The sequence below is a fragment of the Candidatus Hydrogenedentota bacterium genome (genome assembly GCA_019695095.1).
GTDB lineage: Bacteria > Hydrogenedentota > Hydrogenedentia > Hydrogenedentales > SLHB01 > JAIBAQ01.
On the sequence record JAIBAQ010000010.1, the window covers coordinates 57786 to 73903 of the forward strand.

Consider the following 16118-nt stretch of genomic DNA (forward strand, 5'->3'; position numbering starts at 1 on the left):
ATGCGCAACCTTCACACATGCCGTTCCAGAAAGACTCACTAAACTTCTGTGCGATAAAGGCTAGTGGGCACCGCAGCGGAGGGGAGAAATGATCATGAATCACGGCACACAGTACGCTACCAGTCTTGTGCATACTCGTGTGCCTGATCACAATACAGCTCCAACGAACCAGCAGAAATACACCGCCTACACAGCAAAAGCCAAGTCCATAAATATTAACATGCGGTCGGCAGCCTGTCAAACGCGCATAACAAGAAATACCATTTTTTATGGTTAAACAATGCTCCGTATATTCGAAATTTTACTTATGCGAATCTACATTATCCCGAATCTGCTTCAAGCAAGCGCTGGTATTTTCCTGCGCGACATGCTAGTCCCTTGACATAATCATGAAAAACAGCGAATTCGCACACCGCATGACTAGTCGGTGAGTTGGGCCTCGAATTGGTACGATCCTGAATGAACAAGGTAAGTGGACCTACCGTTCTCATGGCCCAGGAAATCCACCCCATGTGCTGATTTGGCCGGCACTTGGCTCTCAAGCACGGATTCGGATGACTTGGACGGCACGCAAACGGTGGCTGTGGTGTTCGGCGGAATCTCAATTGTCCATGTGAACGTGTGGTCTTTTGCCCTCCATTCGCTTACGATGGGACCCCTTATCGTCGCGTGCTTAACCCTGACCCAGTCTAAGCCATCCGGAACGTCCGGACTCAGGACGAAATGGCGGTAGCCTGGTGACAACTCGTCAGAGCGGATACCGCCCAAGCCGCGATAGAACCATTCCTCCGCATGTCCAAGCATGCAATGATTGTTGGACGAAGCAGGGTTGGCGTCCCACGCTTCTGTCAGCGAGGTGGCATTCTTGTTGAGCTGGTCGACATAGCCGGGGCCCTCATCTTGCACGACCATCTTGTACAGGGTGTCACCAGCGCCGTTGTCGGTCAGTGTGCGCACGAGATAGGAGAATCCCACGTCTCCAGCGGTTACGTGGTACCCCCCACTCTTAATCCGGTCGACCAGTCCCTCAAGCACCGCAGCACGGTCCGCTTCCGGGACCAACCCCACGACGAACGGCATCGCGCTGGCGGTTTGGCTTCCCTGGTCGTAGTCTCCGGGATTGGCTTTGTGAAACTGCCGGTTAAACGCGTCGCGCACGAGCACGGCACGCTCGGCAAACCGCTTGGCGTCATCGGGCTTCCCTAGTACCGTGGCGACTTTCGCCATTACGCTCAGGTCTTGGTAATAGACGGCCGTCGCCGTCAACCCCTTGGAAGTCAATTGCGATTCCCCCGGGCTCTTGGGTCCGATGTCGTACCAGTCGCCCAGCCCGTGAGATACGATGTTATCCTGCGCAGTCGTTGCGAGGTAGTCGACGTACCGCTGCATGGTTACGTAATTGACCTCCAAAACACGGCGGTCGCCGTAGGTCAGGTAGGTATACCAAGGGTTAAGAATGCTGGCACTACCCCATTCGGGTGAATCGACAAAGCCACCGTTGAAGACGGTGTATTCCGGCGCGATGTCGGGTACGAGGCCGTTCTCGCGCTGGGAATCGCGCATGTCGCGCGAGACCTTTGCGTAGAACCGCGGCACATCGTAGTTGTACATAATCGCGCCCGCGAGCAGATGAGAAACCTCAAGCCATCCAAGCTTCTCGCGGTGCGGACAATCCGTCAAGACACTCTGGAAATTGCTCCGAATGGCGGTGAGTATCAGTTCGTGGATACGGTTGACCGTCTCGTTCGAGCACGAGAATTCGCCGGCAATCTCCGCGGCGGCATAGGTAAAGTCGCCTTTCAGATCAAGGACAATCGGCCCCTTGGAGCGCCGTTCGGCCATCTTTTCCGGAGTCGCTCCCTCGACCTGAACGTAGCGGAATCCATAGTAGGAGAATTGGGGCCTCCATTCTTCGATTCCCTTTCCTGCCAACGTGTAACTAAACCACACAGGCCCACCGGAACTACGTTGGGTAACGAGGCCATCTCCATCCAACAGCTCTCCAGGAATCAACTTTACCGTCGATCCCCTCGGACCTTTCACGCGAAGAATCGGTCGCCCAGAGGTGTTCTGCCCGAGGTCGTACACGAATATGCCCGGCTTCGGCTGCGTTACCCCCACGGCGTCGCGTACGCGCATAACCTTGATCGGCAAACTGCCTTCGCTTGTAAGGCGTCCGCCGGGACCTTGGCTTTCAACCGCAGGCACCCAGCTAGAATCACCATATTGAGGCATGGTCCAACCGGGCTTCACTTCGCGAGCATCGTAATCCTCCCCGCCGTAAATGCATGAGAAGACCACCGGGCCGGGGCTTGTCTTCCACGATGAGTCGGTGACGACGTCATGCGTCGTACCGTCCTCGTACTCGAGGTGCAGGATGGCCGTGAGCGAGGGCGGTCCAAAGGACCCCTTGAATTTCACGTAACGGCCGCCTTTGACGTTGTACATGCCGTTTCCGAGCATCACGCCGACGGCGTTTGCGCCCTTCTGCAGCAGCGTAGTGACTTCATAGCTGCTATATACACACGTCTTCTTGTAGTTCGTCCAGTCTGGCGCAAATACGGAATCTCCGACTCTATTGCCATTCAAGTAAAGTTCATGGAAGCCAAGGCCGCAGAGGTACACCACGGCCCGCCTGATTCGCCCTTCGACTGCGAACTCCTTCCGAAACAGGGGCAATGGACCCGATCCGTCAAGTTGGCTCGTAATCCACTTTCCGGTCCATTCTTCCGGACGCAGTACCCCCATGGCCCACTGTGCAGGCTTGCTCCATCCGCTCTCTACTCCATCTTGGTTCCACACACGCACTCTCCAAAAGCAAACCTGGTGCGAAACAAGTGGAGTGCCTCCATAGACGATTTGGCTTTGCTCTGGTGATTCAACCTTGCCGGAATCCCACAGGTCACCCTTTCCCTGATCCAGGATACCCGCAGACGTGGCCACAAGAACTTGGTAGGCCGACTGGCGCTGCGCCCTTGTTGAAGACTGAAGCTCCCAGCTCAGCCGAGGACTCGCCACATCGAGTCCGATAGGGGACCGCAAATACTCGCAGCGCAAGTTGACAGCTTCAATCTGAGCCCACGACTCGAACGACGCGCTTGCCAGAATGGCAAGAAGCACCACCCATTTGATAGTAAGTATCTTCATTCCCTCACCCCCTGTATCGTGTGCCGTTGAAGCCGCCCAACTCGACGGATATTGTAGCTCAACGGGACAGGCAGCCGGGAGCTTTGGTTACATTTGGGGGAAGCGAGAAATGCGGTTGTTCGAGAACCACTTTGGGCGGTGGCAAGTCTACATTTTTGAAGTGCAGTTCCTGGTCTTCACCGTGCTGAGTTATGTGGGCGCGAAAGGCGGTCTGGATGCTTCAGAGCCTCCCAAACGATTATGGACCGTCACATGCGCTGCCATCACTGGGCCGTTCGCGGGCGCAATAGCGCGCGGAGGCCAGTCGTGTTGCTTGGAATTCTCGCTCCAGATTCTGCCGGTATGCGGTGGGGCTCTCGCAATGGGCACAGTGGCGCAATTCTTACGGCTTCCATTCGGACGATTCAACAAGCCGATGCGGCTGGCGGCATGGAGTCTGGGGCTTCTGGTTTGGTTCTCGGGGATTCCGGTGTCGTTTCTGCATGCATTCTCGTGACTCTGGCAGCAGCCTCTGATTAACCCGGACTACTTTTTCACGAGGCACGACCCCGGCAAAAAATGCGCGTTAACCCAGTAGGTTCTCTGCATCTGCGCGTAACGAATCGGGAACATCGTTGCAGCGCATCAAGCGATGAAGATAGGTTCGGGATTCGTCGCGTCTACCAAGTGCGACCAAGATCTTCGCCAGGGCAATGTATGCAAAGTGGAACTCGGAATCGCTGCTGATCGCATTTGCCAATACGGCGACGGCTTTGTCGAATTGCTTCTGCCCAATGTAGACATCCGCAAGAAACGAACAGACTTCGCGATCCGCGGGGTTAATTTCAAAGGCACGATCCGCATAGTGAAGAGCCCGCTCGATATTGCCCTCCATTTTCTGGCGGTCGGCGGCGAGCAGGAAGCCTTTCGCGCGCACATCAGGTGCAACGTCTTTGGGACAGAAGAAACTCCCGTACGCTCCGACCGGGAGTTCATAGGGCTGAAAAATGTTTGGATACGGGTGGAAGTCTTCCGGATACCAAACGCTTCGGTGCAATTCCCCGGGATTCCCGTGACACTCCGGATGATCCCAGCCTTCACCAAGCGGAATATTCACCAGCAAAGCACGAGTCGCCTTCTCGTACAATTGTTCAAGGACCCGCTCGCCCTCATCTTTGTGCAGGTGCTCAATAACATCGCCGGCGATAATCAGCTCGTATTGGTCCAGAGTCGGTGCAATCTCACGAATGTCGCCGATGATGATGTTCGAATACAGTGCGCGTTGGTGAGTCTGAATATAGGGTTCAAAGAGTTCTATACCGTCTATCCGGGTTTTCCACGTCGAAGGTTGGACACGAGTCTCCATAACGTCCAGATATTCACGGCAAAGGAATCCCCACATTCCAAACCCGCACCCGACATCAAGAACTGACTTGGGGTGCAAGGAGTAGATGCAAGTCATACAATGCGAAATTTGGATCATTGCGCTAACGGGCATAGACGAATCCCACTGGTTTTGCTCCTCCTCAGAACATGACAAGTGTATCATTATCCTCCATCAGGCGATAGACTACGTATCAGGGGGGAGCCTGGACCGATCTTGCGACAACGTCGACCTATCCTGCTTCTCCGCGACAGGGCTTGCTGCAAGCGTCTTCCCTACCGGCTGCCTGCGGTCCGGTCTGCGCGCATCGGTCATCAATTTGCGTCCATGTCCACTGAAAACCAGCGACTTCGGGGAGCAGCGACCGTCACTAAGGGGCGTGCCAACTAACGCTTGCGCCGGGGGACGGATTCGGGCATACTTAAGCAGCGCTAAGACTTAGGCAGGGTTGAGAACTGTCGAGCATGGAACTAAAGACTACACGCTTCGGGACACTTCAAGTAGACCCAGCCACCATAGTGACTTTCACTCAGCCGATTCTGGGGTTTCAAGAGTTTCGCCGTTACATCACCTTGCCGGGGCCAAGTGAACATTTGACGTGGCTTCAGTCAACGGACTCGGGCGATTTGGCCTTTATACTGCTTGACCCTAAGACGATAGTTGCCGACTATCATGCGGGGATCCGGCCGGATGAGATGACTGAGTTGGCAGTGTCTTCACCGGAAGAATTGGATGTGTACACGCTGATCGTAGTTCCGCAGGATCCTTCGAAGGTCCGGACGAACCTGAAGGCTCCAATTCTAATCAATCCCAAGCATCGCCTTGGAAAACAGACGATCTTGGATCGATCCAACTATCCGGTTCAGTACTTCCTCGCGCAGGCAAAGCGCTCCGGCACGGAGGCGGGAGAGGTGGCGAATGCTCGTTCTGACGCGTAAAGAGAATGAGAACATCATGATTGGGGACGACATTGTCGTGAAGGTTCTCGATGTCCGCGAAAATCAAGTGAAGATTGGAATCGTGGCTCCACGCTCGGTAGCCGTGCATCGCCAAGAAGTCTACGACGCTATTCAGGCGGAAAACTCGCAGGCAGCCCGGGTCACCCAAGTGGAAGCGATCACCAATCTGATACCGCGTTAAGGGGAGATGAAGACATGGATGTCATTATCGACGGGAACCGCACTCACACCTTTGAAACCGCCCCATCCGAAGTAATTGCCGCCCTGGGAGAAGTTAGTGCCACGCTTCAAAGCGAAGGCCGCGCAATCGTGGGAATCAACATCGACGGACAGAATCTCACCGCCGATCGCTTGGCCGAAGTTCTGGAAAACAAGACTCCCGATCAAGTTGGGACGATTTCAGTATCTACGGAACGTGTCGCGATTCTGGTGGGACAAGCGCTCGACGAGCTTGAACAAAGCCTCCCGAATCTGCCTCAAGCCTGTCACGAACTTGCGCATGTATTCCAAGGCGCAGACCCGACGCAAGGTTTTCAACACTTTCAGGTGCTTGCCGAGCTGTGGTCACATGTGAAGGAGCGCGAGAATACCGTCGCGCATGCGCTTGGATTGGATTTGGATTCGATGAAGGTTGGCGATACTTCCGTCAAAATGCTTCACGAGCACCTGAACAGAACATTGGATGACGCGGTGCGCGCGATGGAGTCTCAGGATTTGGTGCTTCTTGGCGATCTTCTCGAATACGAACTGGCGCCCCGCGCCGAGTCCGAAGCGGAGATAGTCTCGATGCTCAAGGCGCAGGCGCAGGAGCGGGCCAGCTAGCCCGCAATTTGCACCGGCGCAACTTAACGCCGATGCAAATTGCTCAAGCGCAAGGCGTTGAGGTTATGCCATGAGGATTTCTCGCGAACACACACTGTATGTGGAGAACTATCCCCATTTTCACTGCAAGCCGCACGAACGCACTGGTCACGAGATAGTCTCATGTGTGTTCGTGAGAAATCCGGACTAGGCATGGCCTCGCCCCGCATCCTGACGTTTAATTTCCATGAACCTTATCTGTGTCTGCTTGCACAAACGGGTTTCGCATTCGATGTGGGTCAGTTTGAAAAGCCGCCCTTCGCGCGAGAATGGCAGACCCGGTTTCGCCCACTCCCCCCGAATCTAACATTGGTCGAAGAAAAGGTATGGCGAAGGGAATTGCAGGCAGGCAAGTACGACGTCGTAATTGCCCACAATGAGCTCAACGCGAATGACCTATTTGGTTGCCCGGCCTCGGCCATACTGGTCTGTCACAACCGCAGAAACTTCCTTGAGACAACCGTAACCGGGGATAAGGAAGAGGGCAAGAACGCCTACGAGAAGATCCTCGCCAAGCTTCAGGAACAATTCTCATTCGTGTTCATTTCCGAGGCGAAGCGCCAGAGCTACGGACTCGAAGGCACAGTCATACTCCCCGGAATCGATGTTAACGACTATGGCGGCTACATGGGAGAACGGAGGGAAATACTTCGGGTTGGCAATGCCATGCGCGCCCGAAACCTGATGTTCGACGTGGATTTTCAGGAAGCGGTTTGCCTGGGTCTTCCCCATCGCGTTGTCGGAGAGGACCCGCAGATTCCGGGAGCACGACCTTCCCAGTCCTTCGAAGAACTCCTTGGATACTTCAGGGACCTGCGCTGCCTTCTACATGTCACCTGCCATCCCTTTGAAGACGGCTACAACTTATCGATGTTGGAGGCCATGGCTTGCGGCATGCCGGTGGTCTCGCTGGCAAATCCATCTTCGCCGCTGACGGATGGTCGGGACGGCTTGGTGGCAACTGACGTTCAGGGACTTCGCGAACGTCTATCGCGATTGCTAGAAGATGTGATTTATGCGCGAGAGATTGGCGCTCAAGGACGCGAAACCGTTTCGCGCGCGTATCCGTTGCAGCGATTCGTGCAACAATGGCAGGAAGTCATTGAAAAGGCAGCGGAATCCGGGCCGCGCGGCCGGGCTGCTGTTGCTGCCAAGCGAATCGCGGAATCCATGGCTTCCGCACAAGACTCATCACTTCCGCGACTCAACGTTCTGCTCGAGTACTACGTATCACCAATCACGACCGGAAGATACTTCGAGACTGCGCTTCGGAAGACGCAAAACGTAACGGTTGCCGGGGTCACTGTACCGCTCTCGACTCTCAAAGGTTGGGGATTCACCGGAACACCGCCGTTCGAATCAAGACCTGACGTCCTGCACGGACCGGACGAACCTTACAGCGAACTCATGCGGCGCCTGGGCGAAGACAAGAAGCCGCACCTGCTTCTGTGGATCGACTCTGGCCTTGCGGGCATGCCCACAGACTCGCACGCACTGGGGGTTCCGCGTGTTTGTTACATCATTGATACGCATTGCATGTTAAGTCACCGGATCGAGATCGCGAAGCACTTCGATTACACGTTTCTTGCCCAACCGACTTACATGCAGCACTTCGTGGACGCCGGCGTCAAAAATGTCGCGTGGCTTCCGCTGGGGTGTTCACCCGAGTTGCACCATATCGAGCCTCAAGAACGCGTTTACGATGTAGCATTCGTCGGCGGAATCCCGGAGGACAAGAACGATCGACGTCGCAAGCTCATAGACGCGGTTTGCGCGCATTTCCCGAATCACGTGGTAGGCCGCTTCTGGCCTGAGGAGATGGCGCGTATCTACGCCCAATCGAAAATCGTCATCAACATCGCGGCGGCGCGCGACACCAACATGCGCGTATACGAAGGAATGGCCTCGGGCGCCTTATTGATCACCGACGAGGCCGACGGCCTTGAAGAACTCTTCAACGATGGAGAGCATCTGGTTATCTATCGGCATGACGAGGATCTCATTCCCACTATCGAGCGATTCCTTGCTGACGATGAGACACGCATGCGTATCGCACATGCGGGCAAAGCGTTTGTTTTGTCCGAGCACACGTACGATGTCCGCATTCGTCTCATGCTGGCGATGGTTCTCGAGTCTCTTGGACTCTTGGGCGGCTACCAGGGCGAATCACGGTTCAATCGAGGCGGATACTACCGTTCACCGCGACCCGAACTGGCGCGCCAAGTGCCCAAGCATGTGCAGCGTCTACTCGATGTCGGCTGCGGGGGTGGAGAATTCGGACTGTCACTAAAGCGCCGCGGCGTTCGCTATGTCGCGGGTATTGAGGTTGTGGAGCGCGCGTGGAGTCTCGCCAAGCAGGCGCTCGACGACGCGGTTCTTGGAAATATCGAACACATGGCCCTTCCTTTCGAGGAAGGGACCTTCGACTGCATTGTCTGCGGTGACGTCCTGGAGCACCTCGTAGAACCCGCGCAAGCGTTACGAAAACTCGCGCGCATGTTGGAGCCGGAAGGTCTGGTAGTCATCAGCATTCCCAATATCCAGTTCTGGATGACATTCGAGATGCTATCGAATGGACGATGGCATTATGAAGATGCCGGTATCATGGACCGCACCCATTTGCGCTTCTTTTGCGCGGAAGACGTTCGTGAACTGATTCGCGACGCGGGCCTGGAAATAGTCCGCATGGAACCGCTGTCTATGTGGTCGGCGGATCACCTTCCACGAGATGCGAACGGATGCCTGAGACTTGGTAAAGCAACCATTGGCCCATTGACCGACGAAGAGTACCGTGATTACCTGACGTATCAGTTCCTCGTCGTGGCAGGGAAAAAGGGGTTCGATAGACTCGCGCTTGCCAGGCGCGCCATCGAAGTTGGCGATCCTTCGTTTGCTCTTTACCTGGCCGAAAGCGTAACCGACACGTCCAATGTCGAACGACAGCGCGTGATGGCGATCGCTGCGGCCAAAATGGGTAAAGCCGATTTGGCCGAGAGGCTTCTTAGGGATGCACTCTCCTTACCCAGGGCCGCTACAAGCTTGCACGGCGATCTGGGTATCTTGTTGGTCGCGCTAAACCGCCCTGAAGAAGCGGTCACACATCTAGAGCTCGTCCTTGAATCCGATCCGGATAATAGCCGCTACCTCGGGGGCTTAGGTCTCGCCTACACCAGCCTGGGGAAATACGCCGAAGCATTTGCCCATCTGGTCCGCGCATTGGACGTCGACTTTCAAAACGCCCCCCTCACGATGCATCTCATTGCTGCCGCGCGCGCGTCGAACCGTTTGTCCGATGCCGAGCCCATTGTGAAGCGGTTCGTGGATTTCTTCCCAGGAACAAAGGAAGTCGGATACGCGTATGCGGAACTGCTGTGCGATCTGGGAAAGAAGGACGCGGCGCGCGATGCCCTGGACACATTGCTTATGCTTGCTCCAGACTATGAGCCGGCCCTTGCACTGCTGGCGGCATTGGATAGACGCGAGGTATGAAACCCGCGTCTGCATGGATTGAATCACTCTCTAGCGTAGAGGTTCCTTCCTCGATTGCGCTTGTTCAAGGACCTGGCGCGAACCCTTCGATCACCATCGATGGCGTTTACCTCCACAGCAAGTATCGCCCCCGCGAAGAGGCAGAAGCGCTCATCGACTCCCTTGAGTTGGCGCAGACCGAGCCCGTGCTCGTTGTGGGCCTCGGACTTGGTTATCACGTACAAGTCTTGCTGGAGCGGGGCTTCGACGTGTGCGCCGTCGAATGTGAACCGGCGGTCGCCAAGCTTGCGTTGCAGGGGTCGTTAAAAAACACGGAGTTCCTTCTAGCCGTCGGCTGCGCTGACGCATTGTCGCGAGATTCGGAACTCTTGGCGTTTCTCAAGAAACATCCACAGGTTCTGCTCCACCCGCCCACTGCGCGTGTTCGAAGCGCTTTTGTCTCCGAAATTGAACGGCTTGTAGCGCGGGCAGGCATTGAGGGCGAACGCCTGGGGATTGCTGTCGTGGGGCCGATGTACGGTGGGTCGCTGCCGATAGCAAAGTATCTCGCGGATGCCTTCACAGCGCTTGGTCACCGAACGTTGTATGTGGACAACAGCAGTATCTGGCCCGTTTATCAAGCCATCACCCAGAGCATTGAGACACGTCAGGCCAACTCCCAACTGTCCGCGATGCTGGTGAACCTTGCCGGCGAGTGGAGCTATGCGCGTGTTGCGGAGTTCGATCCGAACATCTGCATCGTGATGGCGCAGGCTCCGGTCGGGGCGGATTGGCCTGCGAGACTCAACAAGAATGAGATCGTCACGGCATTCTGGTTTGTAGAGAATTGGCGCCATATGACGTACTGGCGCGATATCGCGTCTCGCTACGATTACTTCTTCCATATTCAACCCGGCGAGTTTGAACGCCAATTGAGGGAGGCTGGATGCCCCCATCATGCCTACGTTCAAACGGCCTGCGATCCCCGCGTACACAAACCCGTGGAATTGACGAGCGACGACGAACGCACCTACGGATGCGATCTGTCGTTTGCCGGCGCTGGGTACCATAACCGTAATCAGTTCTTTCAGGGTCTTACGGACTACAACTTCAAGATTTGGGGTGTCGAATGGCAGGCTCGGGAACTCATCAATCACGTTCAGAATCCGAACGAGCGTTTCGGCCCCGAGGAATTCGCGAAGATCGTGGCTGCCTCGAAGATTAATCTGAATCTGCACTCCAGCGCCACGCACAATGGCGTCGATCCCCACTGCGATGCCATCAATCCACGCGTATTTGAAATAGCCGCTTGCGGCGGTTTTCAGCTCTGTGACCCTTGCCGTGGACTGGATACATTGCTCGATCCCGAAACGGAATTACCCGTCTATCGCGACTTGCCTGAACTGCGAGCCCTCATCGACCGGTTTCTTGAGAGCCCTGAAGAGCGCCAGGCTTTTGCCGACCGCGCCAGGTCGCGTGTGTTGAGAGACCACACTTATGAGAAGCGCGCCCAGCAAATGCTCGATCTGATCGTGGACCAGCACGGTTCCCGTATACTTAGCAAGGGAATTCGTGCGCTTCGTACCGTGGGGGAAATGGCGGAACGTGTTGGCGTCGATACCGCCCTCGGCAGATACCTTCAGTCTCTGCCGAAGGATCTGCCCTTTACTCAAGAAGCCATCAACGAGCGCATTCCCGTGATGGGAACCAAGCTTAGCTATCCGGAAGCTCTGTTCTCCTATCTTCGGGAGATGCGCAACTCGTCAGAACAAATACTCGCGATGTTCGAGGGCGTGTAACACCATGAGCGACTGCGAGCGGCCCATTCGAATACTCGTTGCCCAGATGACACGCATGGGCGATGTACTTCAGACATCCCCCCTCATCCGCTCGCTGCGCACACGCCATCCTGACGGACACATCGCGGTCATGGTCCGACGTATGGGCAAGTCCATTGCCGAATGCAATCCCGATATCGACGAAGTGCTCGTGTACGAAGAGGACACGATGTTTCAAGATCTCAAGTCGGGCGACTCTGACCGCTTCCTCCACGCGTACGAGACGGCAGGCGCATATGCCACGACGATTCGGGATGGCCGCTACGATGTGATTTACAACTGCACGCACAGTTTCTCTTCGGCCATTCTCTTCGCGGCTGCGGGCGCGCCTGAAGTTATTGGCGCGCATCTGAGCGACGATTGGCGCTATGTCATCCGTGGGCGCGGGCCAAACTACTTCTTCACAAGTATCCTTCATCGTGAATACAACAACCTGAACCTCTGTGACGCGTTCCGATTCTTCCTCGTTGATCCTCCGGCATCGCAGGGACTGGTTATGAATGTAGGGGAAGCGGTCCGCGAACAGGCCCACAGCATCCTGCGCGAATATGGAATCGCCGACAACGACTTCCTCGTATGCTTCCAGTTGGGAGCAAGCGACAAGGACAAGCGCTGGCCCGTGCAGCAGTTTGCCCGTCTTGCCGGATTCCTCAAGGAAAAGTACAACGCCAAGATCGCCTTGCTGGGCGTTTCCGCCGAGGCCTACCTAGGCCAGGAATTCGAGCGACTTGCTCCCGGAGTAGCGGTCCCCCTTTTCGGGAAGACTTCGGTGCCGCAACTTGCGGAAGTGCTGCGCCGGTCGCGCGTCCTCGTTACGAACGACACGGGCACGATGCATATTGCCGCTGCAATGCAATGCCCCATTGTGTTGGTCTCCGTGGGGTACGTCCATTTTCGCGAGACCGGCCCCTACGGGGCAGGGCACATCGCGATTGAGCGCCGCCGCAGCAGCGTTGGACGCTCCGATATTCGCGAGTCCATTCGATCCGATGAGATCACTCCCGAGCAGGTGTTGAAGGCCGTCGAATTGGTTGTCGAACGCGAAAGTTCTGATGCGATTCCTTCCATCGACGATACGCCGAGCTTCTCGGATGTCGACATCTACTACTCCGGCTTCGCGCCGGACGGTTGCCTCGAATGGTACCCGGTCGTTCGCCGGCCCATGCAGGAACTCGATTTCATTCGCATGACGTATCGCGCGATGTGGCTTGATTTTCTAAGCGAGCGATCCGAAGTAACCGGCGAGTCCGCTGCATTCACGCGCATGCTTGCGTGCTTTGACGGCGATCAACACGAGGCGCTTGAGACGTGGCGGAATGGTATGACGGAGATCATGCAGAAGCTTGTAACCGGTTCCAATACAGGTGTTCAGACTTCCGTGTCCCTCCTCAACGTGTTGCGTCAAGGCGAGAGCATGAAACGCGCGAAGGCGCTGGTGACTGAGCTTATGGACCTGGATGAGCAACTGCGGCTAATTGGTGAAGTACATCGCGTAGGCCGCCCGCTTGTGGCGATTGCGCGGTTCGAGCGTGACAACTTGGAGGGCGCCGATCCTGTGCACCTCACCCGCACCACGCGCGGGATCTACGAAGACATTCATACGCGCGCCACGCTCATGATTGAAAAGGCACACCGAATAGCGCAATTGGCTCAGGGCGAAAGTCAGAACACCGCGTCTACGTAACCGAGACACCTTCCGCGCGCTGTTCGGCCAGCGCCAATCCCCGGTGAATCTCTTCCAGCACCGTTTCGCCCAGTTTCCCCTGCTTCTTCATCCACGCGCCGGTGTTGTGCAAGGCTGTGGGCAATCCGACCAACTTCACATCGGGCTGATCTTTGTACATCATCGCGATGCGCTTATCGGGACGGCAGCGTTCGCCGTAGAACAACGTCATGGATGGGCGCTTCTCTGCCTCCAGGTAGACCTCTGGCAAGCGCCAGATGCCTTCGTGTCCCCCGACCGCGCGTTTGATCGCCATTTCCACGAAATTGGTGGCAAACGTAATGAAGGCGACTTCGTAGAACTCCTCCCAACTCCTGAACAGCAGAGGCAGATCGGTATACGCCTTAAGCTGCATCATCGGCTCAAGGTAAGCCCGGAATGGACACGGCGGACTCATCGCAATCACGTGGTCCATGCCGCAACGTGTTCCGTAGTAAATGGCGGCACACCCGCCTACCGAATCGCCCAAGGCCACATAGCGTTTGGACTTCAACTGGTCCATAACGCGAATCACTTCGCGCTCATAGAACTCGAGACCGCCTCCGCCGCCTTCCGGTTTGAGGTGATAGGCCAACCGGTGAATGTCGCGTATAAAGACAAGGTTGTAGTCGTCGCCATGCTTCATCAACAGCTTGCGGAACTCGAATGTGGGTTGTCCGGCAAACAGGAGCGCGCCCCCCGCGAACGAGAACACGGTCGTGTCGGAACCGCGATCTTCAATCAGCACATGTTCCGGCAACGCTTCCGAGCGAGCATTCTCGGTGAACATGCCCGTGGCAATTTCGCTCTCGATGGCGTCCACCACTTCTTTGGGTACAAACCTGCGAATGATAAAGCGCGCCGCCCTTTCCTTCAGCGCATACTTCTTCTTAGCCTGGGCGTTTGCCTTATCGGACATGAAATCTCCTTCCTTCATTCTTCATCAGGCCGAAACAGGGGCGCGGCGTTCGCGCGCATATGTCAAACACGAACCCAACGTTTGGCCTTCATTTCGAAGCGTGGAAGCGTCCCCTGCTCGACGAGCCGCACGGGAATACGCAACGCGAACGCAGCCCGCATCTCACGCTCGAGGGCCTCGATGAGTGCGGCCATGTCGCTCCATCCCGCTTCGGGTTCAACTTCCAACTCCAATTCTGTCATCGAACGCTTGGTCTGAACGAGTACACGGTAATCGCCAACGCCTTCGCACTTGCGCATGATGGTCTCGATGGCGCTGGGAAAGATGTTCACGCCACGCACCACCACCATGTCGTCGGTGCGCGCAAGGATTCCGCCGGGCAGCGCCATGTCGTAACGGCCACACGCGCACGGCGATTCGGGTGCAAGCACGACCAAGTCTCCGGTACGATACCGAAGTATCGGCATTGCGCCACGTCCCAGGTTCGTAAGCACCAATTCGCCCGTCTCGTACGGTTCCACCGGCTCGCCCGATTCGGGGTCGATAATCTCTGCATAGTAGCTGGATTCGATGATATGGAGAGTGCCTGCCTGAGAAGGGCACTCGAAGCTCACGGGACCAATCTCGGTCATGCCGTGATGATCGAAAACACGCGCGCCCGGCCACATCGACTCGATTCGCGCGCGCGTCGCTGGGATACTCCCCCCCGCTTCTCCCGCGACGATGATGGTCTTTACCTTTGAGCGGGACAGGTCGATCTGTTCCTCGAACGCGACTTCCGCCAAGCGTATGGCGTAGGTCGGCGTGCAGCACAAGACGGTGGTGTCGTTGTCGAGGATGGCGTTGACTCGGGCCGCACTGCTCAGCCCTCCGCCGGGAATGCACAGGCAACCGATTCGCAGGGCCGACTCAAATGCAGTCCAGAACCCCAGAAACGGCCCGAACGAAAACGCGAAATAGAGGTGATCCTTTGCGCTCACGCCTGCGGCTTGGAATACTTGTCCCCAATTGCCGAGCATCCATTCCCACGTCTCATGGGTGTCCAGCCACCGCATGGGGCTTCCTGTTGTCGCGCTGGTCTGATTGAAGCGCGTGTACCGGCTGAGCGGGTACGTCAGATTCGTACCGTAGGGCGGATTCTCCTGCTGATCCTTCACGAGCTCCGTCTTATACGTGAACGGCATTTTGCGTGAGAATTCGTCGAGACTCGCGATTTCTGTCGTGATTCCCGCCTCGAGTAACCTGCTGGAATAAAAGCGGTTACCCTGCAACAACTCACCAATCAACGCGCGCAATTGTGCGAGTTGGTGCGCCTCTAGCTGTTCTTTATCTGGAAATGCGCTTGCAGTCATTAAGCAGCCCGCCTATAAATCCTATTACGGGGTAAACGCGGGAAGTCTAGTTTCCGAAGCGAGAAGAGTCAAGAAACCGGCATGGTGCCCTCGAATCTTGATGGGGGTGATGTGTATGATCCTCCAATTCGCGCCGGGCGCCGACTGTGCTCCGAATAGCGAACTCGCCTGAGGGGAGTCGCTGTTTGGCGGGTCCCGGCGCCGGACGTGTTTTCACATTTCCAACCGACAAGCAAGCCGCTAAAAGTTGGCAAACGCACCGGGGAAACGATGAAATGCGTTCTTTGGGGGTGAATCTTTCTGTAAACAAAGGATGACACATTGAGTCTTGATTATGGCAGGACCATCCTAACGCTCGAAATGGAAGCCATTCGTAGCGTGCGGGATAGGCTTGACGAAGGTTTTGAGCGCGTGCTGGACGCGTTGCTCGCGTGCCGGGGCCGGGTCGTGGCGTCGGGCATGGGCAAAGCGGGCCAGATTGCGCACAAGGTATCCACCACGCTGGCCAG

12 protein-coding genes are annotated in these 16118 nt (G+C 56.3%); 8 read left to right on the forward strand and 4 right to left on the reverse strand.

Annotated features, from left to right (window positions below; all coding sequences use genetic code 11):
• Nucleotides 1-420 precede the first annotated feature (420 nt).
• Nucleotides 421-3147 carry a glycoside hydrolase family 78 protein gene (locus tag K1Y02_03270; GenBank protein MBX7255360.1) on the reverse strand — a complete coding sequence of 909 codons (2727 nt, stop codon included), beginning with the start codon at nucleotides 3145-3147 and terminating at the stop codon, nucleotides 421-423.
• Between the two features lie 109 nt (nucleotides 3148-3256).
• Here K1Y02_03270 and K1Y02_03275 point away from each other — a divergent pair, with 109 nt between their 5' ends.
• The gene (locus K1Y02_03275) at nucleotides 3257-3643 is read left to right on the forward strand and encodes a hypothetical protein (protein MBX7255361.1); all 387 of its coding nucleotides are present in this window, start codon (nucleotides 3257-3259) and stop codon (nucleotides 3641-3643) included.
• 69 nt (nucleotides 3644-3712) lie between these two features.
• Here the strand turns inward: K1Y02_03275 and K1Y02_03280 are convergent, their stop codons facing one another.
• Nucleotides 3713-4528 (reverse strand): tetratricopeptide repeat protein, encoded by an 816-nt coding sequence (locus K1Y02_03280; GenBank protein ID MBX7255362.1) that lies wholly within the window; start codon nucleotides 4526-4528, stop codon nucleotides 3713-3715.
• A gap of 446 nt (nucleotides 4529-4974) precedes the next feature.
• Between K1Y02_03280 and fliW the strand changes: the two genes are divergently transcribed.
• From fliW to K1Y02_03310, 6 genes are all read left to right on the forward strand, one after another.
• On the forward strand, nucleotides 4975-5448 hold the full coding sequence (gene fliW / locus K1Y02_03285; protein MBX7255363.1) for a flagellar assembly protein FliW: 474 nt from the start codon (nucleotides 4975-4977) through the stop codon (nucleotides 5446-5448).
• Nucleotides 5429-5650, forward strand: a complete 222-nt coding sequence (gene csrA / locus K1Y02_03290) for a carbon storage regulator CsrA (GenBank protein MBX7255364.1) — start codon at nucleotides 5429-5431, stop codon at nucleotides 5648-5650. Before fliW ends, csrA begins: the two co-directional genes overlap by 20 nt.
• 14 nt (nucleotides 5651-5664) lie before the next feature.
• On the forward strand, nucleotides 5665-6291 hold the full coding sequence (locus K1Y02_03295) for a hypothetical protein (GenBank protein MBX7255365.1): 627 nt from the start codon (nucleotides 5665-5667) through the stop codon (nucleotides 6289-6291).
• A 162-nt stretch (nucleotides 6292-6453) separates the two neighbouring features.
• Complete coding sequence (locus K1Y02_03300) at nucleotides 6454-9819, forward strand: glycosyltransferase (GenBank protein MBX7255366.1); 3366 nt, start codon at nucleotides 6454-6456, stop codon at nucleotides 9817-9819.
• On the forward strand, nucleotides 9816-11597 hold the full coding sequence (locus K1Y02_03305; protein ID MBX7255367.1) for a glycosyltransferase: 1782 nt from the start codon (nucleotides 9816-9818) through the stop codon (nucleotides 11595-11597). Before K1Y02_03300 ends, K1Y02_03305 begins: the two co-directional genes overlap by 4 nt.
• Before the next feature lie 4 nt (nucleotides 11598-11601).
• Nucleotides 11602-13320 (forward strand): glycosyltransferase family 9 protein, encoded by a 1719-nt coding sequence (locus K1Y02_03310; GenBank protein ID MBX7255368.1) that lies wholly within the window; start codon nucleotides 11602-11604, stop codon nucleotides 13318-13320.
• Here the strand turns inward: K1Y02_03310 and K1Y02_03315 are convergent.
• Nucleotides 13313-14257, reverse strand: coding sequence for a hypothetical protein (locus tag K1Y02_03315; protein ID MBX7255369.1), 945 nt, complete (start codon nucleotides 14255-14257; stop codon nucleotides 13313-13315). The genes K1Y02_03310 and K1Y02_03315 overlap by 8 nt on opposite strands.
• A 62-nt stretch (nucleotides 14258-14319) precedes the next feature.
• Entirely contained in the window at nucleotides 14320-15609 is a 1290-nt protein-coding gene (locus K1Y02_03320; protein MBX7255370.1) for an AMP-binding protein, read from the reverse strand.
• A gap of 321 nt (nucleotides 15610-15930) precedes the next feature.
• Between K1Y02_03320 and K1Y02_03325 the strand changes: the two genes are divergently transcribed.
• A partial coding sequence (locus K1Y02_03325; protein MBX7255371.1) for a KpsF/GutQ family sugar-phosphate isomerase occupies nucleotides 15931-16118 on the forward strand: 188 nt, incomplete at its 3' end.